This window comes from Spiribacter sp. SSL99, from assembly GCF_009805925.1.
Classification (GTDB): Bacteria; Pseudomonadota; Gammaproteobacteria; order Nitrococcales; family Nitrococcaceae; genus Spiribacter; species Spiribacter roseus.
Map to the genome: position 1 here is coordinate 1 of NZ_MAOM01000017.1, position 23,405 is coordinate 23,405.

Annotated in this window: 16 protein-coding genes and 3 tRNA genes; 8 read left to right on the forward strand and 11 right to left on the reverse strand. The window is 67.2% G+C overall.

Annotated features, from left to right (window positions below; all coding sequences use genetic code 11):
- The 4 genes from mutS to BA899_RS05735 form a co-directional block, all read right to left on the reverse strand.
- On the reverse strand, positions 1–2,500 hold a 2,500-nt coding region (mutS, locus tag BA899_RS05720), incomplete at its 3' end, for a DNA mismatch repair protein MutS (protein WP_235013309.1).
- A gap of 7 nt (positions 2,501–2,507) precedes the next feature.
- Positions 2,508–5,681 carry a hypothetical protein gene (locus BA899_RS05725; protein ID WP_159300040.1) on the reverse strand — a complete coding sequence of 1,058 codons (3,174 nt, stop codon included), beginning with the start codon at positions 5,679–5,681 and terminating at the stop codon, positions 2,508–2,510.
- Positions 5,681–6,967: a metallophosphoesterase gene (locus BA899_RS05730; protein WP_159300041.1), complete on the reverse strand. Its 1,287-nt coding sequence runs from the start codon at positions 6,965–6,967 to the stop codon at positions 5,681–5,683. The genes BA899_RS05725 and BA899_RS05730 overlap by 1 nt, the downstream gene beginning before the upstream one ends.
- Before the next feature lie 93 nt (positions 6,968–7,060).
- The gene (locus BA899_RS05735; protein ID WP_069133927.1) at positions 7,061–7,411 is read right to left on the reverse strand and encodes a hypothetical protein; all 351 of its coding nucleotides are present in this window, start codon (positions 7,409–7,411) and stop codon (positions 7,061–7,063) included.
- 152 nt (positions 7,412–7,563) lie between these two features.
- On the opposite strand from BA899_RS05735, the gene BA899_RS05740 reads away from it, so the two are divergent.
- Positions 7,564–8,490, forward strand: a complete 927-nt coding sequence (locus BA899_RS05740; protein ID WP_148122229.1) for a LysR substrate-binding domain-containing protein — start codon at positions 7,564–7,566, stop codon at positions 8,488–8,490.
- A 62-nt stretch (positions 8,491–8,552) separates the two neighbouring features.
- Positions 8,553–9,530 carry a transporter gene (locus BA899_RS05745; RefSeq protein WP_159300042.1) on the forward strand — a complete coding sequence of 326 codons (978 nt, stop codon included), beginning with the start codon at positions 8,553–8,555 and terminating at the stop codon, positions 9,528–9,530.
- A gap of 6 nt (positions 9,531–9,536) precedes the next feature.
- Here BA899_RS05745 and BA899_RS05750 read toward each other — a convergent pair whose 3' ends face one another.
- From BA899_RS05750 to BA899_RS05770, 5 genes are all read right to left on the reverse strand, one after another.
- Positions 9,537–10,133: a response regulator gene (locus tag BA899_RS05750; protein WP_159300043.1), complete on the reverse strand. Its 597-nt coding sequence runs from the start codon at positions 10,131–10,133 to the stop codon at positions 9,537–9,539.
- Positions 10,130–11,878: a PhnD/SsuA/transferrin family substrate-binding protein gene (locus BA899_RS05755; RefSeq protein ID WP_159300044.1), complete on the reverse strand. Its 1,749-nt coding sequence runs from the start codon at positions 11,876–11,878 to the stop codon at positions 10,130–10,132. The genes BA899_RS05750 and BA899_RS05755 overlap by 4 nt, the downstream gene beginning before the upstream one ends.
- Before the next feature lie 55 nt (positions 11,879–11,933).
- Complete coding sequence (locus tag BA899_RS05760) at positions 11,934–12,974, reverse strand: NADP(H)-dependent aldo-keto reductase (protein ID WP_148122225.1); 1,041 nt, start codon at positions 12,972–12,974, stop codon at positions 11,934–11,936.
- A 102-nt stretch (positions 12,975–13,076) separates the two neighbouring features.
- Positions 13,077–14,321, reverse strand: a complete 1,245-nt coding sequence (gene glp, locus BA899_RS05765; protein WP_159300045.1) for a gephyrin-like molybdotransferase Glp — start codon at positions 14,319–14,321, stop codon at positions 13,077–13,079.
- A gap of 162 nt (positions 14,322–14,483) precedes the next feature.
- Positions 14,484–14,558: transfer RNA gene (locus BA899_RS05770), tRNA-Val, on the reverse strand.
- Between the two features lie 115 nt (positions 14,559–14,673).
- Here BA899_RS05770 and gltX point away from each other — a divergent pair.
- The 5 genes from gltX (at position 14,674) to BA899_RS05795 (ending at position 17,594) form a co-directional block, all read left to right on the forward strand.
- Entirely contained in the window at positions 14,674–16,098 is a 1,425-nt protein-coding gene (gene gltX, locus BA899_RS05775; protein ID WP_159300046.1) for a glutamate--tRNA ligase, read from the forward strand.
- A 41-nt stretch (positions 16,099–16,139) separates the two neighbouring features.
- A tRNA-Ala gene (locus tag BA899_RS05780) sits at positions 16,140–16,215 on the forward strand.
- 79 nt (positions 16,216–16,294) lie between these two features.
- Positions 16,295–17,020 carry a SapC family protein gene (locus tag BA899_RS05785; protein WP_159300047.1) on the forward strand — a complete coding sequence of 242 codons (726 nt, stop codon included), beginning with the start codon at positions 16,295–16,297 and terminating at the stop codon, positions 17,018–17,020.
- A gap of 83 nt (positions 17,021–17,103) precedes the next feature.
- Positions 17,104–17,180 (forward strand) — tRNA-Glu (locus BA899_RS05790).
- Positions 17,181–17,255: 75 nt separating this feature from the next.
- Positions 17,256–17,594 (forward strand): hypothetical protein, encoded by a 339-nt coding sequence (locus BA899_RS05795; RefSeq protein WP_157809104.1) that lies wholly within the window; start codon positions 17,256–17,258, stop codon positions 17,592–17,594.
- Here BA899_RS05795 and BA899_RS05800 read toward each other — a convergent pair.
- Positions 17,571–18,929, reverse strand: coding sequence for a TrpB-like pyridoxal phosphate-dependent enzyme (locus tag BA899_RS05800; protein WP_159300048.1), 1,359 nt, complete (start codon positions 18,927–18,929; stop codon positions 17,571–17,573). The two genes, BA899_RS05795 and BA899_RS05800, sit on opposite strands and share 24 nt — an antisense overlap.
- A 154-nt stretch (positions 18,930–19,083) precedes the next feature.
- Here BA899_RS05800 and lon point away from each other — a divergent pair, with 154 nt between their 5' ends.
- Positions 19,084–21,483 (forward strand): endopeptidase La, encoded by a 2,400-nt coding sequence (gene lon, locus BA899_RS05805; RefSeq protein WP_159300049.1) that lies wholly within the window; start codon positions 19,084–19,086, stop codon positions 21,481–21,483.
- Between the two features lie 6 nt (positions 21,484–21,489).
- Here the strand turns inward: lon and mdoH are convergent, their stop codons facing one another.
- A complete protein-coding gene (mdoH, locus tag BA899_RS05810; protein WP_159300050.1) occupies positions 21,490–23,388 on the reverse strand; it encodes a glucans biosynthesis glucosyltransferase MdoH in 1,899 nt (632 codons plus the stop codon).
- Between the last annotated feature and the right edge of the window lie 17 nt (positions 23,389–23,405).

The following is a 23,405-nucleotide window of genomic DNA, read 5'->3' on the forward strand; positions in this document are numbered from 1 at the left end:
GCGCCTCGAGCCGGGCCCGCACGGCGCTCGCCGGCGGGTCGGGATCCGGGGGCGGGGCCGGCGGCCCGGATGTTTCACCGAACAGCGAGAGCTGCGGGACCGCCGGTTCACTGGCCTCGAGCCGTGTCAGCTTGTCCCGGGCCGTCTGCAGGACCGCATCGGGCACGCCGGCGAGCGCCGCCACCTGCAGGCCGTAGCTTTGATTGGCCGGCCCTTCCCGCACGCTGTGCAGAAACACGATCCGCTCACCGTGTTCCACCGCCTCGAGATGCACATTCGCCGCACCGGGCGAGTGTTCGGGCAGGGTGGTCATCTCGAAATAATGGGTGGCGAACAGGCTGAACGCCCGGATCCGCTCACAGAGCGCTTCGGCAGTCGCCCAGGCCAGGGCCAGACCGTCGAAGGTGCTGGTGCCACGGCCGATCTCATCGAGCAGGACCAGGCTCTCACGGGTGGCATTGCGCAGTATGTTGGCGGTCTCGGTCATTTCGACCATGAACGTCGAGCGGCCGCCGGCCAGATCGTCCGAGGCGCCGATGCGGGTGAAGATCCGGTCGATGGGCCCGAATGCGGCCTCGGTCGCCGGCACGAAGCTGCCGATATGCGCCATCAGGGTGATCAGCGCGACCTGGCGCATGTAGGTGGATTTTCCGCCCATGTTGGGCCCGGTAATCACCAACATCCGTCGCTGATCATCCAGGTCGATGTCGTTGGGGATGAAGGGTTGCCCGGTGCTGCGCTCCACGACCGGATGGCGGCCGCCCCGCAGGCGGATCCCGGGGGTCTCACCAAGCCGGGGCTGGACATAGCCGAGGCTGTCGGCGCGTTCGGCCAGCGTGGCCAGGGTGTCGAGTTCCGCCAGCGCCGCCGCCAGGTCCATGAGCGCCGCCAGGTGCGAGCCCAGCCACTGAACCAGTGATTCATAGAGCGCCTTCTCCCGCGCCAGCGCCCGCTCACGTGCCGAGAGCACCTTGTCTTCGAAGCCCTTGAGCTCAGGGGTGATGTAGCGCTCGGTGCTCTTGAGGGTCTGGCGCCGGGTATATCGGCTGGGCGCCTGATCGCTCTGGCTGCGACTGATCTCGATGTAGTAGCCATGGACCCGGTTGAAACTGACCTTCAGCGAACTCAGGCCGGTGGCATCACGCTCGCGGGTCTCGAGGTCGGCGAGGTAGTCATCGGCGTTGCGCGACAGGTCGCGGAGTTCATCGAGCGTCGCGTCATAGCCATCGGCGATCACGCCGCCGTCCCGGATCACGACCGGCGGCTGGGTGACAAGGGCGCGATCCAGGGCGTCGGCGGGACCCGCTTGCGGGGCGGCATCGAGGGCCAGCGTCATCAGGCGTGGCTCGTCATGGCAATCGAGCACCGCGGCCAGCTCGGGCAGCTCGGCAAGCGTGTCGCGCAGGCCGGTCAGATCCCGCGGCCGGGCGGATCCCATGCCGATCCGCGCACTGATCCGCTCAACATCGGCGCACCGCCGCAGCGTCTCGCGCAGCTCGGTGGGGTCGTGGTGGATGAGCGCGGCGATGGCCGATTGCCGGGCCCGCAGCGCCGCCTGGTCGCGCAGTGGGCGATTGATCCAGCGCCGCAGGGTGCGACTGCCCATGGCGGTGACGGTGGTATCAAGCACAGCCGCCAGGGTGTGATCGCTGCCGCCACCCAGATTGGTTTCAAGCTCGAGGTTGCGGCGACTGGCCGCATCAATGGTGATGGCCGCATCGGTGGGTTCGACGCGCAGTTCGCGGATATGCGGCAGTGCCGAGCGCTGGGTGTCGGACACATACTGGAGAAGCGCCCCGGCCGCGGCGATCGCCAGGGGCATTGAATCCACGCCAAAGCCGCTCAGGTCGCGCGTGCCAAAATGGCGGGTCAGCAGGCGTTTACTGGCCTCGCGCTCGAAATGCCAGGGCGGGCGCCGGGTGACCCCGGCCGGCTGATCGGGCACCACCGGCGGCTCGGCGGACTCGGCAATCAGGACCTCGCGGGGCGCGAGCCGTTCGAGTTCCGCGCTCAGTCCGGCCTCGCCGTGGCCCTCGCTGACCGTATATCGACCCGCTGCCAGTTCCAGGCTTGCCAGGCCCCAGTCGTCGCCATCGCGGGCGATGGCCGTCAGCAGGTTGCTGCGCCGGTCTTCCAGTAGCGCCTCGTCGGTGACCGTGCCGGGCGTCACCACGCGCACTACCTGACGCTCGACGGGTCCTTTGGCGAGCGCCGGGTCACCAATCTGTTCGCAGATCGCTACAGACTCGCCCCGGGCGAGTAGCCGGGCGAGATACCCCTCGTAGCTGTGGACCGGGACGCCGGCCATGGGAATCGGCTCACCGGCCGATTCACCGCGCTGGGTCAGGGTGATGTCAAGCAGTTCCGAGGCGCGACGGGCGTCCTCATAGAAAAGCTCGTAGAAGTCGCCCATGCGGTAGAACAGGAGGATATCCGGGTGTTCCGCCTTGATCCGGAGGAACTGCTGCATCATGGGGGTGTGGCGGGGTGACTGATTCATCCCCGTATCATACGAGGCCGTCCGTGCCGGCAGCCAGCCATGCGCTGATCGTCTGAATGCGCCGCGGGTCGGCCTGATGTCCCAGCCCGTCGAGCAGGCGCCGCGTCAGTCCCGCCGAATCCAGTGGTGGGCGAGGGTCGAGATAGCCGTTGGCCTGCAGCCATTCCTCAAAGGCCTCGATCAGCGACGGACTCAGCCGCTTGACGGCTTTACCGCGGAGCGCCGCGAGCAGGGCGATCGGATCGCCGTTGTGCTGGTTCGCCTGATCGGTGACCCGCTGTTGCATGGTGTCGCTGAAAACGTCTGACGCCTCGATGGCCGCTCCATCCACGGGAAAAGACCGCCCTTCCCGGGCCAGGGAATGCCAGGCTCGGGCAATGCTGATCCGCTCGCCCAGGCTGGGGCCCGCTGCGATGGTCTGGCTGGCCTGCGCGCCGGCGGGGGTTGCAAGCCAGGTGGCCAGCGGCCCCAGGGTGGCAAGCTGCCAGCGCTCCATCAGGGTGTGCAGGCCATCGAGGTCGTCGCGCAGCAGGTGAAAGATATGAATCGCCCCGGCATCGGCAAGCGGGTCGACCGCCGGGACGGCGATCCGCTCACCGTAGGCCTCCGCGCTTTGGCCCTCGGGGGCCGGTACCCGGGGGAGGTCGACCGTGGGCAGCGCCGTCGGGGCGCGGTCAGTCGCCTGGCGCAGGGCCCCCAGATCGATGCGATGCGGTGCCGGCTCGACGCTCGCCTCCCACAGGGCCAGATCATCGGCACGCGCGGTCAGATAGAGGATCTGGCGGTCCTCCTCCCGGGCCATGGACTCGAGGTTGTCGGCCACGGCGGCGAAGCGTCGCGCGTCGGTATGGGTCAGTGCCTCGTCGAGCACCAGAGGCAGGGTGGGGCCGCTGCCCTCCTGGTCGCGGGCCCAGGCCACCCTTGCCGCCAGCAGCAGCTGCATTCGGGTCCCCGAGGAAAGGGCGGTCAGCGGGTGGCGGCGATCGTTGCGAAGATCCCGGGCCATCGCCTGATATTGACTGTCCAGCTCGAATGACCACTGGTGATGGGTGAACGCCTCGAATCGCTCGCGGGCGTCGCGCAGCAGTCCCGGCTCGTGGCGTTTGCGGTAGTCGGCCTCGATGTCGCGCAGCAGCCAGTCGCCGAGCTGGGTCTGCAGGTAATGGTCGCGTTGGCGCTGCAGGGCATCCGCCAGGGCCTGTTCATCGGCGAGGGCGCGGGCGAGGGCGCTGTCACTGCCGGCCTGCTCGAGGCTGGCATCCAGGTCGGCGATCTCGCGGCTCAGGGTTTCGAGTTGGGCCGCCGTCTCGCGACGCTGCTCGATGGCGCTGGCGATGGTCTCGGCCTCGGCGTTCAGGGTCCACTCGATAAGCTCGGGCCAGGCTTCGAGGGGCGTCCGCAGCTGCTGCTCCAGCAACTGCGCCTGATCCAGGTCCCGGCGGGTCTGTACGTAGCGTTCATGGGCCTCGAGCCGCGCCGCCAGTCCGGCACGGTCACCCACTTCGACGTCCGCGCGCCGATAGATCTCGGCCCGGGCTGTGAGACGCTCGTCCAGCTCGCTCTGCAGCCGCTCCTGCTCGCGCGCCAGCTCATCGAGGCTGCGCTGGCATTCGCGGGCCCGATCGAGACGCCCGTCGAGGCTCTCCAGTGTGCTATGCACGGCCTCGGCGTCATCCCCGGGCTCGGCGACCCACGGCGCGAGCAGGCGCTGGAGCGAGGCCTGTTGGCTGACGACCCGCTGTTCCCGTTCGGCCACGCGGGCCGACTCGCGCTCGTGCTCACCGCGGGCGCGGTGACAGTCGCGTACCAGGTCGAGGAATCGTGCAAGCCCCAGATCCCGATAATCGAGGCCCTCGAGCCCGGCATCGGCCAGGGCGGTTTCCAGGGCGCTGCGGGCCTGCGCCGTTGCCTCGGCACGGGCCGTGTCGCGGGCGGCGGACTCAGGGCGTGACTGCCATCCGGCGGCGGCCGCCGCCGCGGCGGCAAGAAACCCGCCGATCAGAGGGATCGGTGCCGCAGCCAGCGCCCCGGCGACGGCCACCATCAGGGCGCTGAGAATGGCAACCGCGAATAATCCCCGCGTCCCCCGCCGCGCGCTCTGCCCGGGGGATTCGTCATGATCCTCCCGGTTGCGGGCATCATGATAGCGGCGCAACGCCTCGCCGATGGCATCGACGGATGCTGGGGCGAGCGCGGGGGGTGAATCCACCGGGGCACCCAGTGCCTCACAGGCATGGGTTAACGTGGCCGCCGCCACCGCCTGGTTTTCGGCCGCATGGCGCCGGTCCTGTTCCGCCGTTCGCAGGCCCTCCAACCGGTGGCGGGCGTCGCTGATGAGCGCCCGCTCGGGCCGTGATTCCGCGAGCCCCGTGGCCGCCAGGGCGGCATCCTGATCGCGGCGCCGACGCTCGACATCACGCAGCTGCTCGTGGCGGGCGGCGATGGCCTGATCATAGCCATCCACCGCCGCCCCCTCGTCGCCCGTCAGTGCCTGGAGGACCGGCGGAAAACCGGCCTGGTGGCTCTCCAGCGCCCGCCGTTGATCCACCGCTTCCCGGAGCTGCTGGCACTGGCCGAAGCGCTCGAGGGTTGCCTGGGCCTCGCGGGCGGCGGCGAGGCGCTCGGCCCGCTCCGCCCGGCCGTGGCGCTGCTGCTCGAGCTGGCGGTAGTGGGATTCCGTCGCTTCGCGGTGCTTGATCGCCGCCTGCCAGTCGCGACGCTGGTTCTTGGGAAACCCCGGGACCTGCAGGTTGGCCTCGCGCCGCACCTGAGCCAGATCGATGCCCCCGGCGAGGGCGGCCCGAAAGCGCTGCTCAAGGGCCAGGTCGTCGTCCTCGTCGGGTGCGATCAGGGTTTCGGCGCGCAACCAGTAGCTGCCCAGGGCGTCGGCGGCGGGCAGGCGCGGCGGCTCGCCTGCCTCGCCGTCGCAGAACCAGCGCTGATTGGGCCCATCGCGCTCGACGCTCCAGTGATGAGTGGCATCGACAAACGCGGCCCGCAGCCTGAGGGCAGGCGGATCGGTCCGGCGGGCCTCCGCGAGCAGATAGTGCAGCGCACGGATCAGGCTGCTCTTGCCGATGGCGTTCGGCCCAAGGATAAAGTTGGTGCCGGGGGCCAGATCGGTGATCCGGATCGGATCGACGCCCGGGAGCTGCTCAATATCCAGCCGGGTCAGCCGCATCAGTCACGCTCCTGAGCGAGCATGGCGCGGAGGGCGTTCTGGCCGCTTTCACGCAGCCAGTCGGCAAGCCTCTGCCGGTCGGGCCATGGCCCGGGCAGCTGACTCCAGCCCGCATGACCCGGCATGCTCTGCAGGTGCCGGTCGGCGGCTTCAAGCAGGGCGGCCCGGTCGGCGTCGGTGGCGTCGCGCTCGAGCACCAACAGGCGTCTCGCCAGCAGGCCGGGCTGGTCATCGCGCTCCGCGAGGCGGCTGAGCGGTGTGACCGGCCGGGTGTCGATCCGCCAGGATTCGACGAACCACCGGATGGTGCCGTCCAGGCCCGGCAGCTCCATGCTGTGATCGGTCTGTGGGACGGCGGGGGTGATATCGGTCTCGACGAGATCGCAGTCGCCGGTGAAACGCAGCCGTAACCCGATCAGATCGGGGCGATCATCGGCCCTGTCGAGCGCACGGGCCAGCCCTTCAAGCCGCGCGTCGAGTCGCTGAACGACATCGGCCTCGCCGGCCGCGCCGCCAATGTCGATGTCGATACGCTCCCAGCGAAGCGGAGCCAGCGGACGTTGCTCGAAACGCTGTATATGGCCGTCGGCAACCTCGATCAGCCACGGCCCGCGCGCACCCGGTTCACCGGCGTCCAGACCCACCACCGTCCCCAGGTAGCCGCTGGCGTTGTCGACATCGAGCCCGTCGGGCTGATGGATATGACCGAGCAGCCAGGCATCAAAGCGCGCATCGCGCAGGGTCTCGCCGGTGACCGGTGCGTAGGGACTGTCCGCCTGATCGCGGTCACAGTGCAGCAGGCCCAGGCGCAGTCCGGTCCCCCGGTCATCCGGCAGCTGGGTCAGGGGGTTGTGACGGACGCGCTCGGCGGGGAAGGACCAGCCCCAGAGAGTGGCGGAGTCGCCGTGGCCCGGATCACCCAGCTGCACCGACTCCCATTGGCCATTCCGGCCCAGCAGGTGTGCATCGGGGACGCGGTCAATCAGCGGCGGCAGGATATTGACGTCGTGATTGCCGCTGACCGCGAAGGTCTGGATGCCGGCCCGGGACAGCGCCGCCACACCGGTCTGGAGACGGGGCAGCGCCTCGAAATAGTCATGCCGCGACTCAACCACGTCCCCGGCGAGCAGGACGGCTTCGGCGCCCTCGCGGATCGCCAGGTCGACGCTGCGGCGCCAGGCCTCGGCCGGTGAATAGTCATCGGCCCGAGCGGCGAGATCGGCGGGCAGGCGCGTCGGGCGGCGGCCCAGATGCAGGTCACCCACGGCGAGGAGCTTCAGTGTCATGCCGTCAATGCTCGAAGATCCGGGCGCCCGACACAAGTCGACCGCCGATGCCCTGCGACACCGACGGTCGTTTTGTCGACGATCGGGGGCGTCTTAGTGACGCGTGTCCTGCGCCCGTCGACGGAGCGCATGGGCCTCGGCGGGTGCGCCGCCCTGCCGGCTCAGCCGGATCTGGCCCAGCGGCTGGGAGTAGATCCGCGTGAGCTCGACCTCGCCCAGCGGGCGCCTGCCGGTGGCGCTGATCCCGATATCGGCCTTGAGGTGGTTGTCCAGCCGGGACGGATCGGCGGCGGCATGACGCCGACGGCCCCGCAGCCACTGGCCGATGGCCCGGGACAGACGCATCGGCGGCATGGCCGGCATGACGATCCCGGTGTTGTGTCCCTCAACCTGTTCACGGAGGTTGATGGAATGGTCGTGTCGATTGTTGCTATTGAACATCATCGGTGTCCTCCGTCGGGTTGAATGACCGCCATGGCAGTCAAAGATGTCGCCTCAGTGAACACAGTGTCCCCCGAGATATTTGTTCAGGCAAACGAATAAGAATAAACTCTGGGTTCAAATAAACTGATGCAAACAGCGGATGGGAGATCAGGATGTCGACACCGACGTCACCCAACTCACCCCAGGGCCTGCCGCTTCTGGATATGGAAATCCTCCGGACCTTTCTGGCCATCTCGGAGACCGGGAGCTTTTCCCGGGCCGCCCAGCAGATCCATCGCACCCCCTCGGCGGTGAGCATGCAGATCAAGCGCCTCGAGGAGATGCTGGGACGCGCGCTGTTCGTGCGTGAGCCACGTCAGGTCCATCTGACGCCGGAGGGCGAGACGATGCTCGGGTATGCCCGCCAGCTGCTGGAGATCAATGACGAGGCGGTCGGTCAGTTCCTGTCCCCCCAGGTGGGCGGAACGGTCCGGCTGGGGGCGCCGGATGACCTGGGGACACGGGTCCTGCCGGGCATCCTGTCACTGTTCAGCCGCAGCTACCCGGCGGTGCAGGTCAATGTGCGCGTGGGCCGGAGTCCGGATCTGATGCGCCGCCTGGATATCGGCGAACTTGATATCGCCCTGCTGGTGGCCGAGGCGGGCAACCGGCCGCATCGACTGGCCGAGCCGATCTATCGCGAGCCACTGGTCTGGGCCGGGCGCGAGGGGGGCGTGGCCCTGCAGCGCTCGCCGCTGCCGATTGCCGTGGCGGACCGCGGTTGTCCGTGGCGCCGCATGGCGCTGGAGTCGCTCACCCGCAGTGGGCATCGCTACCGCATTGCCTACACCTGCGAGCACACGGCCGCCCAGGAGGCGGCCACTGGCCAGGACATCGCCATCACGCCGCTCCCGAGGGGGTTGGTGCATGCCCCGCTGCGCGTCATCGAGGAAGACGAAGCGGGGCTCTCGCCACTGGGTGACTACGAAGTGCTGATGCTGCGCATGCCCGCCCGCGGGGCCGCCGTGGAGGCCCTCGCGGAGCACATCATGGATCATTTTGCGGGCACGCCGAACGCCGCGGCGGCAGCGGTCGTCTAGCCGATCAAAACTTGCTGATTGCGACCATTCCTGTCATTCATAAAGCAATGATGGGAAGCGGTATGTCGACGTTGGCAGGACAAGCAGCGGGCGTCACCGGACGGTGGCGGGCATGGCTCATTGGCGTGGTGTTGATCGCGGGCCTCGGGGGCCACGCGGGTCGCGTGGACGCACTGGATCTCGGGCCGCTCAGTGGCATCGCGCCGCCGGCGGGCGTGACCGGCCTGAGCCTTGAGCTCTCGGAACGGTCATTGTCCGGGCGCCTGGATGTCGGCGCGGGTATGAGCGTCGATGCCACCGTCGATCGACGCAGCGCCAATCTTCGCTTCGGTCAGGCCTTTTCGCTGGGGGATCGACCGGCCTATGTGTACGGCGAGCTCCCTTTTGTCGACTATGACCTGAGTGGCGAGGCCGCCTCGCAGTTCGATCTTGACGGCGGTCACGGCGTCGGCGATGCCGCGCTGGCCCTGGCGGTATGGCCGCTGGCGGATCGGGTCGCCGGCCGCTTTCTGGGTGTTGCCGGTTATCTGATTGCCCCGACCGGCGAGTACAAGGTGGATCGCACACTGGGGGCCAACCTCAACCCGGGCAGTAATCGTTACGCCGGGATCCTGCAGGCCGGCTTTCATCAGCGTCTGCCGGCAGGATTCGAATGGAGCCTGGCGGCTGACGTGATGGCCTTCGGCGACAATGATGACTATATCGGCGATCGCGTGACGATGGGGCCCGAGGGACTGGTCCCAGCGCGTCCAGCGACGCTCGAGGTCAAGCCCTATCACAGCTATCAGACGTCGCTCGCCTGGCGTGGCCATCCGGCGGTGACCCTGGCCGCGAGCTATTACATCGACCGCGGCGCTGCATCCCGCGTTGACGGTGGCGACTGGGGGCCGTCGATCAATCGCGACCGATACGGCCTCTGGGGGCTTTTCGCCCTCACGCGCCAGACGCGGATCAATGTCAGCCTTAAACGGGTTGTCAGCGATCGCAGCGCCCTCTCACTGGATTCCGCGGTGCAGGTGCGACTGGTGCAGTTCTTCTAGCCGCTGTCAGGCTTCGAGGCGCTGCCACAGCGCGGCCAGTTCAGCACTGTTGGCTGCGCCCATTTTCTCGACCACCCGCGAGCGGTGGACCTCGACGGTGCGGACCGCGATATGCAGCGCCTCGGCGATTTCCCGGTTGGTCAGGCCCTCGCTGACCCAGCGGGCGATCTCGCGTTCCCGCTCACTGAGGGTGGCGGCGAGGTCACGGATCCGCCGATCGCCGGCGCACTGGCGGGCACGGGCGAAAGCCGAGTCCAGGGCCCGTTCCATGGCCCGGGCACCAACCGGTTTCTGCAGAAAGTCCACAGCGCCGCGTTTCATCGATTCGACCGCCATGTCGATATCGCCATGACCGGTGAGGATGATGACGCCGAGGCAGGCGTCGGCGGCCCGCAGCCGCTCGTGGACGGCCCTGCCATCGATGCCCGGCAAGCGCATGTCGAGCAGTACGGCAGCGGGTTCGTCGAGATTGGCGCCGGCCAGAAAGTCCTCACCACTGCGCCAGTCAATGACCGCGAGCCCCAGGCCCTCGAGAAGGTAACGGCAGGCTTCGGCCACGCCTGCATCGTCATCGACCAGATGGACGGCCAGCGTCTCGCTCATTGCGATGCCTCCGCGCTTGGGATGCGCACCGTGATCTCCGCGCCGCCCCGGGCATGGTTGCCGACGCTGATGTCGCCACCCTGGCGTTGCAGCAGGCGGCGGGTGATCACCAACCCCAACCCCATGCCCTGAGCGCGGGTGGTCTCGAGGGGCATGAACGGTCGCGCCAGTCGCTCGGGGCTGAAGCCCCCGGCGTTGTCACGGATCGTCAGCGTCACCTGGCCGGGATCTGCGGCGCGACGCGCATCGATGTGGATCCAGCCGCATCGGTCAGCGGCCTCGAAGGCGTCGAGGCTATTGCCGATGAGGTTGCCAAGGACCTGCTCCATGGCCAGACGATTGCCGAGCACAGCCAGGTCATCGGGCTGGATGGAGCGATCGAGGGCGACATCCAGCCGTTTCAGCCGCGGCTGGGCCAGCGCCCGGACATGGTCCAGCAGGCCATGCAAGGGCAGGCGCTCCGGAGCCGGGGCGTCGCGCCGGATCCATTGCCGGGCCTGGTCGATGATGCCGGCGCCGCGATTGGCCTCATGGCCGATGCGTGACAGCGGCTCGAGAAGGGGGCTGTCGGGCGCTTCGCGCTGCAAACGCAGGACACTGCCCTCGGCATAGTGACGGATGGCGGCAAGCGGCTGGTTGAGTTCGTGGGCAAGGGTGGTGGCCAGCTCGCCGGACACGTTCAGGCTCTGGGCATCGGCCAGTTCCCGTTCGCGTTCGCGCAGCGCCAGCTGCGTCGCCTCGAGGGCCCGCCCGTGGCGGCGGGCCTTGCGTTGCAGCCATGCGTGGTACATCAGCGCCATCGCGAGCAGCACGAGGGCCGCCACGCTGTAATGCCAGTAGCGCTGCAGGGCGTCCATCAGCCGCGTGGACAGGGGCTCGCCCAGCGGGTGGAGCGCCAGATCATCGAAGAGCGTCGCCACCCGGGCGGCCGAGACGGGCGCGCCCCAGCGCGCGGTATCCTCACCGTCCATCGCGAGCAGCCGGCGGGCCACATCGCCGGTCAGCGCCTCGCTGACATGCGGCAGGGCGGCAAATGTCCAGTCGGGATAGGCGGGCGTACTCGATACGCACCCGCCAAGAGGCTCGTCCGTCGCAAGGGCACGAAAGTCATCGCGCCTGACGAGTCCCTCGCTGGCCATCTGCTCGAGCATGCAAACGGGCATAATGGCCGCCTCGGCCTGTCCGTCACGAAGCTGATAGACCAGCGCATCCACCGGATAGCCCAGAAAGTCCACCGCAATCTCGTCGCTATCCACGCCGGCGGCCTGCAGCTCGGGCCGCATCAGCAGATAGCCGCCGAAGGCGCGCTCGTGAACGGCCACGATGCGCTGCCCGGTCAGCTGCTCGGCGCGGCGGTAGGGGGACTCCGCCCGCACCCACAGGACCGAGCCAAGGGCCGCACGGGCCGAATTGGCGGGGTTGGAGCGCAGCGTCGCCAGCCAGCTCAGCGCATAGGGCGTGCCGAGCAGCACGAACTGCCCGGGATTGGTCAGGACAAAATCCACCTCGCCCTGCGCCACAGCCGCGGCGATGCCATCGAGCGTCATCGCACGGGCGGTGAGGGTGATCCGCGGGATGGCATCGTCAAGGGCGTCAAGGGTGGCCTGCCACTGCGCGAGGGTATGGGCCTCGCCGCGGGGGGCGAGGATGCCCACGGTGACATCGCCGGCATTGACACTGGCATGGCCGCCATCGCTGTCCGGGGCATGAGCCGCCGTAGCGGCGACCGGGCCGAGCAGGGCCATCAGACCGCTGAGCAGTATGCCCGCGAGCCTGACCCGCCGCCCGGTCGGCAACGCGCTAGGGGCAGGGGTTGGGCGCGTCGGCATGAATGGCTTCGATGGCGTCCAGTACCTCATCGCTCAGATTGACTTCGGCGCTGTCGATATCGTTCTCGAGCTGCTCGAGCGTCGTGGCACCAATGATGTTGCTGGTCACGAACGGTCGGCCCGTCACCCATGCAAGCGCCATCTGCGCCGGGTCGAGACCATGCTCGCGGGCCAGCTGCACGTAGGCCTCGGTGGCGCGCACGCCGGGTGCCTTGGTGTAGCGCGTAAAACGGTCGAACAGCGTCAGCCGGGCATTCTCGGGCTGACCGTCGTCGAGGTATTTGCCACTGAGCACCCCGAACGCCAGGGGCGAATAGGGCAGCAGGCCGACCTGTTCCCGGTGCGAGACCTCGGCCAGGCCCACCTCGTAGCTGCGGTTGAGCAGGTTATAGGGGTTCTGCACGCTGACCATGCGTGGCAGGCCATGGCGCTCGGCCAGTTCCAGGAACTTCATGGTGCCCCAGGCCGATTCGTTGGATAGCCCCACATGACGGATTTTGCCGGCGGTGACCAGCGACTGCAGGGTCTCGAGGACCTCGAGCATCCCGTCCACGGGATCGGGTTCGTCGCCCCGCGGAGTGAATCCAAGCTTGCCAAAGAAGTTGCTGTTCCGCGCCGGCCAATGCAGCTGGTAGAGGTCGATGACATCGGTCCGCAGGCGCTGCAGTGACTCGTCAACCGCCGTGCGCAGCTGCTCCGCGCTGTAGTCGCCCTTGCCATTGCGCACCGTGCTGAGCCCCGGCCCGGAGATCTTCGTGGCGATGACCAGGTCGTCCCGCCGGCCCCTCTCGGTCAGCCAGCGCCCGATCATGGTCTCGGTGTCGCCCTGGGTTTCGGTTTCGGGGGGAACGGGATACATCTCTGCGGTATCAATGAAGTTGATGCCGCGCTCGACCGCGTAGTCGAGTTGCGATGAGGCGTCCTGCTGGGTGTTCTGCTTGCCATAGGTCATGGTCCCCAGACACAGGGCGCTCACATCGATGTCGGTATGGCCGAGTTTGCGGTATTCCACTCAATGACTCCTGTTGCATGGAAGTTGCCGATCAACGGCTAGTCTGCCGGGGTGACCGGGGTCAGTCGACCCGTCGCTCCGGGTTTCGCCACCGCCTTTGTTCTAGGCAATCAGGGGTGCAGCGAACGGCTCGACCTCAACGATCTCTCCGGCCTCGACCGGGCCGCGCTCGGCGGGCAGCACGATAAAGCAGTCCGCCTCGCTCATCGAGCGCAGAACGCCCGAGCCCTGATGACCAACGCTGACTACCTCGAGCTCGCCATCCGGGCCCTCGACGAGTCGCCCGCGCTGGAAATCCTGGCGGCCGGGGGTCTTTCCGAGGGGGCTCCGGGTCGTCACGCGCATGCGACGGGCGGGACGTTGTGCCTCACCCGCCAGACGCCGTAGCGCCGGCGTGATCAGTTGCGAGAATGTGGTCATGACCGATACCGGATTGCCGGGCAGGCCGAAGTACCAGGCCGAGTCGAAGCGCCCGACGGTGACGGGTCGGCCGGGCTTCATGGCGATGCTGCGAAAAAGCAGCTCACCGTGCTCTCCGAGCAGCGAGGGGAGATGGTCGGTATCGCCTACCGAGACACCGCCGGAGGTCACGATCGCGTCAGCGTCGCGCGCACCCTGGCGCAGGGCGCCGGCCAGGGTTTCGGGGTCATCCCGGATCGTGCCCAGATCCAGTACCTCGACGCCGAGTTGCGTGAGCATGCCGTAGAGGCTGTAGCGATTACTGTCGTGGATCTCACCCGGGCCGAGGGGCTCACCGACACCGCGCAGCTCATCGCCGGTGGAGAAGAACGCGACGCGCAACGGCCGCTTGACGTTGAGCTCAGCCCGACCGGTGGAAGCAATCACTCCCAGATCCGCCGCCGTGAGCCGTCGCCCCGCCTCGAGAATGCAGTCACCGGCCTGCAGGTCTTCGCCGGCCCGCCGGATGTTGTTGCCCGCCGGCGGCCACGGTTCGGGGGTGATGGCATCGCCATCACGGCTGACGCGCTCCTGCATGACCACCGCATCGGCGCCGGCGGGTACCACGGCCCCGGTCATGATGCGCACACACTCGCCCGCACCGAGTGTGCCGGTGTAGGGATGACCGGCGGCGGCCGTGCCAACCCTCTGCAGCGGGACGTGCCCGGCATCGGCATGCCGGAGCGCATAGCCGTCGACCGCGGAGTTGTCGTGAGCCGGCACTGAAACGGCCGTGCGCAGGGGCTCGGCCAGTATCCGCCCGAGTGCCGCGCGCAGGGCGACCCGGTGGTAACCACTGATCGGTTCGATGGCGGTGACAAGTTCGTGGACGGCGGCGCCCAGGGAGCGGTCGGATCCATGGGGGTTACCATGAGCAGGTGGGGTCATTGGTCTTCCTGTTGCCGGCCGGGCAGTCGCGCCGCGATCGGAGCTCCGACGACGACCACGCACGGCTAGCGCAATGCCTGGCTGAAGGAGAGGAAGAATGCCTGGGTGCGCCAGGCGCTGCCGGCACGGATCGATCGGGTCGCCTGAATAATCGATGCGGGTTGGTGGGCGGTGCTGGGATCGAACCAGCGACCCCTGCCGTGTGAAGGCAGTGCTCTCCCGCTGAGCTAACCGCCCAACAGTCTGATAGTTTAGGAATCAGCCGGGGGGCTGTCAATCGCTGATGACGCCCACTGGCCCGTGACCCCGGTCACTCGCTAGACTGGTGTCTTTCCAGACAGCGAAGGCCGATATGTCCGTCACCACTCGTTTTGCCCCCAGTCCCACCGGTTATCTCCACATCGGCGGTGCCCGCACGGCGCTTTTCTGCTGGCTCTACGCCCGTCGGCATGGCGGCCGCTTTGTACTGCGGGTCGAGGATACCGACCGTGAGCGCTCAACGCCCGAGGCCATTAACGCCATCCTCGAGGGCATGAGCTGGCTGGGCATCGATTATGACGAGGGGCCGCTCTACCAGACCGAGCGTTTCGCGCGCTATGGCGAAGTGATCGATCGCATGCTCGAGGAGGGCACCGCCTATCGCTGCTACTGCTCGCGGGAGCGCCTCGACCAGCTGCGTGCCGATCAGCAGGCGCGCAAGGTCAAGCCCCGCTACGACGGCCGGTGCCGGCATCTGACCGAGCGCCCCGCGGATGCCGAGGGCGATCCGGTCATCCGCTTTCGTCAGCCCCATGAAGGGCACACCGTGGTCGACGATCAGGTCAAGGGCCGGGTGGCATTCGACAATGCCGAGCTCGATGATCTGATCATCGCCCGCGCGGATGGCTCACCCACCTACAATTTCGTCGTGGTGGTGGATGACATGGACATGGGCATCAGCCATGTCATCCGTGGCGATGATCACCTCAACAACAGCGCGCGTCAGGCGAATATCCTCAAGGCGCTGGGGGTCGAGCCGCCGGTCTATGCGCACGTGCCAATGATCCTTGATGCGCAGGGCAAAAAGCTCTCCAAGCGCACTGGGGCGGCCAGTGTCATGGAGTATCGTGATGCCGGCTATCTGCCCGAGGCGGTGATCAACTATCTGGTTCGCCTGGGCTGGGCCCATGGCGATCAGGAGGTGTTCACGCTCGATGAGCTGATTGAGTATTTCGACATCGGCGAGATCAATCACTCCGCCTCGAGCCTCAACCCCTCGAAACTGGACTGGCTCAACCAGCATTACCTCAAGACGCTGCCGCCGGCGCATGTCGCACGCCACTTTGCATGGCATCTGGGTGCGCTGGGGATTGATCCCGGTGCCGCTGACGCGCCGAACATCGAAGCGGTGGTATCAGCCCAGGCCGAGCGCAGCAAAACGCTGGTCGAGATGGCCGAGAACAGCCGGTTTTTCTATACCGAACCGCAGGCTTACGACGAAAAGGCGGCGCGCAAGCACCTGCTCGGCGCCGGTGATGTGCTTGACGCATTGACCAACGCGTTGGCGGAGGTGGAGCACTGGAAGGCCGACGCCATCCATCAGGCGATAACCGGCGTTGCCGAGGAGCAGGGGCTGAAGATGGGCAAGGTGGCCCAGCCCCTGCGGGTGGCGGTGTCCGGCGGCCCGGTATCGCCGCCCATCGATATCACGCTGGAACTGTTGGGGCGCGAGGCCGTCCTGCGGCGTCTTGTCCGTGCCCGCGAGTGGGTGGACCAGCCGGAGCTGGATCGGCATTGACACCTAGCCCGTGTGTTCCTAAACTCTCGCTCGTTGATTCAGGGGCCATAGCTCAGCCGGGAGAGCGCCTGCATGGCATGCAGGAGGTCGGCGGTTCGATCCCGCCTGGCTCCACCAATCCCCCACAAACGCTCCGCAGTCGTTTCTGCTGACCTCCAGACTCAGTAATGTTGTGTTATTCGAGTAAGGGGGCGAAATGGCAGATCTGCTTTTTTATAGTGAGCCGGTGGCGCTGAATCGTGATCAGCATAAGTCGATGAAGATCGACCCGCCGAAAGACTACGGGTTCACCCGTCAAACCAATTCCGTTGCTCTGGCAGGCGTGGAGTTTGCTGAAGCCTCGCGAAACTTTCCGATCGTCTTCACCCGCAGTGCCGGCCAGGTGATCCCGGTAGCGGTGCTGGGGATGCGCGATGAGGAAAATCTCTTCGTTGATTCCGATGGTCGGTGGCAGGCCGACTACATCCCGGCGTTCGTCCGCCGCTATCCCTTCGTGCTTGCCAACCAACCCAACGAGCAGGATCAGTTTCTGGTCTGTGTGGACGGCTCTGCGATGAGTGCTGAGACGGGCAATGAACTCTTTGACGCTGATGGGCAGGAAACCGAGTACCTTGCGACCGCGACCCGGTTCATGCGCGAATACCACCAGCGTTTTCAGCAGACCGTTGAGTTTGCGAAAAAGCTTGACGCTCTGGGGCTGCTTACCGAGCGAAACGCACGAGTTACCCGCGAGGATGAATCCGCGGTCGTGCTCGGGCAGTTCCTCAGCGTCGATGAGCAGGCCCTGATGCGGCTCACCACCGCGAACGTCGATGAGCTGTTCCGCGCGGGTTACATGGGCTGGATTTATGCCCATCTGATCTCCCTGGGCCTTTTCCCGGCGCTGGCGCGGCGGATGGGCGGAGTCGACGCCGCGGCCTGACGATGTGAGCGGCGCGGCAGAAGCCGGGTCCTGCCTTGACGCAGACCCGCTTTCTGCTATTATTCGCGTCGTCTACAGGACATGTCCCCATCGTCTAGACGGCCTAGGACACCACCCTTTCAAGGTGGCGACACGGGTTCGAATCCCGTTGGGGACGCCATTTCCTCGCCTGCTCCACGTCACACTCCTGTCATGTATCCGGCGGCATAATCCGGAAAACATCAGGAGACGGCCCGTGACTAAAGCCCATTCCCGAACCGAGACACTGCGCGGCGTGGACTTCCATCGCATCATCAGCGACGGGGATCGCCTGCGTATGCTGACCTGTCTGCATCATGCCGGTGAGCTCAAGGCCGACGAACTGGCCCGGGTCATGCCTCAGCCGCCTGCCGATACCCGCCAGATGCTGGGTGATCTGGCGGCTCGGGGATTGCTGGCGGCCCGTCACCAGCATCCGGACATCCACTACCGCCTGGCGGATGATCTGCCCGTGTGGGTGACAATCGCCCTGGGCGCGGCCAATGACTGGAACGGCACCGGCCGTGCCGGGCTACACGCCGGGCAGCCCCGATAGCGCCATCGACTGCTCGGCCATCTGCTCGGGTTCGTCCTCGAGCCTGCCGGCGAGATAGTCGGTGTAGGCCTGCATATCGAAGTGGCCATGCCCGCAGAGGTTGAATAGCAGCGCCTTCGACTCGCCGGACTCACGGCAGGCGATCGCCTCGTCGATGGTCGCCTTGACCGCGTGGTTGGCCTCGGGTGCCGGGATGATCCCCTCCGCCCGGGCAAAGCTCAGACCAGCGGCAAAGCAGTCGAGCTGGCCATAGGCGCGCGGCTGAATGTAGCCGAGGTCGGTGAGGTGGCTGATCTGTGGCGCCATGCCATGGTACCGGAGCCCACCGGCATGAAAGCCCGGGGGCATGAAGGCCGAGCCGAGGGTGTGCATCTTGGTCAACGGCGTCAGGTGGCCGGTATCGCCCCAGTCATAGGCAAACCGACCTTTGGTCAGGGTGGGGCAGGCGGCCGGTTCCACTGCGATGAACTCGGTCGCCGGCCCGCCTCGCAGCCGCTCGCCGAGAAACGGAAAGGCGATGCCCGCAAAATTCGATCCACCCCCGGTGCAACCAATGACCTTGTCCGGGTAATCATCCACCTGCTCGAGCTGCCGCTGGGTTTCCAGGCCCGACACGGTCTGGTGCAGCAGGACATGATTGAGCACGCTGCCCAGGGCGTATTTTGTGTCATCGCGCTGGGCGGCCAGTTCGACGGCCTCACTGATGGCGATGCCAAGGCTGCCGGTGGCGTCGGGCCGTTCAGCCAGGACGGCGCGGCCGGCTGCCGTGGTGTCGCTGGGGCTGGCGATGCAGTGCGCGCCGAAGCTCTCCATGAAGGCCCGGCGGTAGGGCTTTTGATTGAAGCTCACCTTGACCATGAATACTTCAATGTCCAGGTCGAACATCGCCCCGGCGAGTGCCAGTGACGACCCCCACTGACCCGCGCCGGTTTCGGTGGTGATGCGTCTGACGCCCTCGGCCTTGTTATAGAACGCCTGGGCGATGGCGGTATTGGGCTTGTGGCTGCCGGCGGGGCTGACGCCCTCATACTTGTAGTAAATGCGGGCCGGGGTGCCCAGCGCCTTTTCCAGCCGACGTGCCCGGTACAGCGGCGAGGGCCGCCACTGGCGGTAGACATCGCGGACCGGCGTCGGGATCTCGATCTCGCGCTCGGTGCTCATCTCCTGTTCGATGACCGCCTGCGGGAAGATCGGCGCCAGATCATCCGGCCCTACCGGGGCATAGTTGTCGGGCCTCAGCACGGGGGCCATCGGGGCCGGCAGGTCGGCGTTGATGTTGTACCAATGCCGGGGGATCCCGGTCTCGGGCAATGTGATCTTCACGGTCTCGTCCATCGCTTGGGCATCCCTTGAATCAGTGATCCGTAGAACGCCAAGCGTACCATTGCGATGGCTCTGCGTGCCCAGCGGATGGCTTGAATACGCCGCCGGCAGCCTCCACCTCTGACCGTGTTACCCGGCAATTGGCCGGCGATCTTCGGAGGTATCCATGCAGACTCTTGAAAACGAGGGCGTTGAGCCGTCCCGCAGTCTGGTCATCCCGCGGCTTCCTGACGACGCGATGATCCTGCTGCCCATCCGCAACATGGTGCTGTTTCCGAACATGCTGGTGCCCGTGGGGATCGGTCGCGCGCGATCGATCCTCGCCGCGCGCCAGGCGGCGCAGAACGAGCAGCCCATGGGCGTGGTCATGCAGCGGGATGCCAGCGTGGAGGAACCCGGTCCCGATGACCTGCATGCCGTCGGCACGGTGGCCAACGTCATGCGGTTCGTGAACGGCAATGAGGGGCACCATCACCTGGTCCTGCAGGGCGAACAGCGCTTCCGCGTCATCGAGCACCTGCACGGCTATCCGTTCCCGGTGGCGCGGGTCGAGCGCATCGCCGAGGAACAGCCCGTGGGGCAGACCGTGGATGCCCACATGGTCGCGCTGCGCGACAAGGCGCTCGAGGCGCTCGAGCTCCTGCCACAGGCACCCCAGGAGCTGGCTGGGGCATTATCCAGCATCAAGGAGCCCGGTGCGCTCGCCGACACCGTCGCGGGCTATCTTGACCTCGAGAGTGCCGATCGCCAAGAGTTGCTGGAGACACTCGATATTGAGACGCGTCTCGAGCGGGTGCTGACACTGGTCGACTATCGCGTTGAGGTGCTCAAGCTCTCGCAGAAAATCAGCGAGCGGACCCACGAGACCATGTCCGAGCGCCAGCGTGAGGCACTGCTGCGCGAGCAGCTGCGCTCGATCCGCGAGGAGCTGGGCGAGAGCGATGACAAGGGCGAGGAGATCCGCGAGCTCGAGGCCCGCATCGATGCGCTACAGATGCCCGAGGCCGTTGACGAGCAGGCGCGCAAGGAGCTCAAGCGCCTCGAGCGGATGCCCGAGGGTGCCGGCGAGTATTCGATGGTGCGTACCTATCTTGACTGGCTGCTTGAGCTGCCCTGGTCCACCACGCGGCCCGAGGACATTGATATCGCCCGGGCCCGGGAGATCCTCGACACCGATCACTACGGCCTTGAGCCGGTGAAGCGGCGCATCCTCGAGCATCTGGCGGTGCGCAAGCTCAACCCCGAGGGGCGCAGCCCGATTCTCTGCCTCGTCGGGCCGCCCGGCGTGGGCAAGACCTCTCTGGGGCAGAGCATCGCCCGCGCCACGGGTCGCGACTTTGTGCGCTCGAGCCTGGGCGGTGTCCACGATGAGGCCGAGATCCGCGGGCATCGACGCACCTATCTGGGGGCGCTCCCGGGCAAGGTGGTCCAGAGCCTGCACAAGGCGGGGTCACGCAATCCAGTGCTGATGCTCGATGAGATGGACAAGCTCGGCGGCGGCATCCAGGGCGATCCGTCGGCGGCGCTGCTGGAAGTGCTGGACCCGGCGCAGAACGGGACCTTTCAGGACAACTATCTCGGCGTCCCCTTTGATCTGACCGGCGTGCTTTTCATCGCCACCGCCAACGTCCCCGATCAGATACCAGCGCCGCTGCGCGACCGCATGGAGATGATCGAGATCCCGGGCTATACCCAGGAGGAGAAAGCGGAGATCGCGCGGCGTTATCTGCTGGATCGCCAGCTCGAGGCCGCCGGCGTGACCCGCGGGCAGCTCGAGCTGACCGATGCGGCGATTGACCGGGTCATCGCGGAATACACCCGCGAGGCCGGCTGCCGGCAGCTGGAGCGCGAACTGGGCGCCATCGTGCGGCATTTTGCGGTGCAGTTCGCCGAGGGCACCGCCGAGCAGGCACGGGTGGACGCCGATGCCGTCGCGACCGTGCTGGGCGCGCCGAAGTTCGAGGGCGAAACGGCCATGCGGACCAGCGTCCCGGGGGTCGCCACCGGGCTGGCCTGGACGCCGGTGGGCGGAGATATCCTGTTCATCGAGGCGAATCGCTATGCCGGTAACGGCAAGCTGGTGCTGACCGGTCAGCAGGGCGATGTCATGAAAGAGAGTGCCCAGACGGCGCTCAGCCTGATCAAGGCGCGCGCGGACGAGCTGGGGATCGACTCCACGGCATTCTCCAGCGATGACATCCATGTCCACCTGCCGGCCGGGGCCATCCCCAAGGACGGGCCAAGTGCCGGTGTGGCGATGTACAGCGCGCTGGTCTCGCTGGTGACCGGGCGGTGTGTTCGCGAGGACGTCGCGATGACCGGCGAGATCACCCTGCGCGGTCTGGTGCTGCCGGTGGGCGGTATCAAGGAAAAGGTGCTGGCGGCGCGTCGGGCCGGCATTCACACGGTGCTGCTGCCGGCCCGGAACCGCAAGGACTACGAGGACATCCCCGAGTCCGCCCGTCAGGACATGACCTTCCACTGGCTTGAGCACGTCGGCGAGGCCACCGCGCTCGCCCTGCGCGAGACGTCGCCCGGTGAGGCGGCGACCCAGGCTTCGGCCTGAGTCGGTTCAGGCCCGGCCTGCCGGGATAGACAGCGGCTGCAGCGGCATGGGTCGATAATCCTCGGCCGGTGGCGGGCAGAGGCTGGCCGCTGACGGCCGTGGTGACCGGCCCACAGCGATCGGGTTGACGGGCACCAGCCGACGCGACTCCGCCGGGGTCGCCGGCAGCCATGCCGGCGCCAGGAGGCTGGTCACCTGCAGGAATAGCGGAAATAGCAGGGGTCCCGCCAGCGCCGGCAGCAGCCACGGCAGCAGTGACGGCGCCCCCATGGCGACGGTCAGGCCGACGGTCAGCGCCCCGGCCGCAATGGGCGTGCCCAACCGCCATGCTTCACGCGCCGGGATGCGCCGCCGGCCGCGCAGCGAGGTATCCCAGCGGGCCGGGCGTCCGGCCAGGATGCGCAGGATGAAGCCGCTGTAGAGCACCATCATGAGGGGGGATCGGAGAATGCCGAAGCCCAGCTCCAGAAGGCTGCCACGCAGCAGCGACCAGCGCCGGCCGTACCCGCGTTGCTCTCGGGTGGCGAGAGCGATGCCGATCAGCCGCGGCAGAAACAGAACCATCAGGCTCAGGCCGATCAGCGGCACAACGGTGTCGGGCCGTGTGGTGGCGGCGTTCACCCAGCGCCCCTGATCCGGGGAGACCACCGCGTCGAGGATGCCGGCGCTGATCATCAGCAGCCACAGCGGCGCGGTCAGGTAGGCGAGCCCGCCGAGCAGAAAATTCAGCCGCGTGACGGGTCGCCAGCCGCGCCCGGTTAGCAGGCGCAGATGCTGGAGATTCCCCTGGCACCAGCGCCGCTCGCGTTTGAGATCGTCGATGAAATTGCCGGGCATGCCCTCGAAGCTGCCGCCGATTTCGGGGAGGACGTAAACGCTGCGGCCCGCCCGGCGCATCAGCCCGGCCTCGACATAGTCGTGACTCATGATGTCGCCGCCCAGGGGCGGCCGGCCGGGGAGTGGCGAGAGCCCGCAGCAGGCCTTGAAATCGGCGATGCGGATGATCGCGTTGTGGCCCCAGTAGTTCGTGCTGTTGCCCTGCCAGAAGGCCAGGCCGTTGGCGATGTGACGGGCATGGAGGCTGGCCGCGAGCTGCTGGAATCGGCCCAGCACCGTGCGCTGGCCGACTGGCAGCGGGACCGTCTGGATGATGCCCGCCTGGGGGTTGGCGACCATGCGGCGCACCAGGGTGACCAGGGCCTCGCCGGTCATGCGGCTGTCGGCGTCCAGCACCACCATGAACTCGTAGCCGGCGCCCCAGCGCTCGCAGAAGTCCCGGATGTTCCCCGGCTTGCGACCGGTGTTCTCATCACGGGCCCGATAGTAGAGCCCGGGCCCCGTCGGGAATCGACGCTGCAGTCGGGCCATCGCCTCGCGCTCACGCTCGCGCTGGGCTGGATCGTTGCTGTCGCTGAGCAGAAAACAGTCGAACGCTTCGCTTTGACCGGTGTCTTGCAGGGACTGCAGTGTCGACATCAGGCAGTGTACGACGTCGCCCATGTCTTCGTTATAGGCCGGCATCACGAGTGCGGTCCGCGCCAATGGGGGCGCGTCTTCGGCCGCAGGGGCGCCGCGCTGCAGGGTGACTGGATGCCGACCGGACAGCCGCAGGGCAATACCGGCCATCATGGTCCAGAATGCAATGCACGAGAACCCGAAGGTGACCGAGAAGGCCGCAATGACCAGCCCCTCCAGCGCATCAATGCCGCCGCCGCCGAGCAGCGCAGTGAGCCAGTGGATTCCCAGTGCCGTGGTTGCCATGGCGAGCCCCGCCATGACGCCGCGCCGCAGTGGCAGGGCGGGTTCGGTCAGTGTCCAGCTCGATGGTTGGATGGCCTCGCTCCTGTGCTGCATCAACACCCTCCTCGATAGGGCGTCGACAGTGCCACGGGGTGGAAGTTGCACCGACGCGGCGAGTCGTC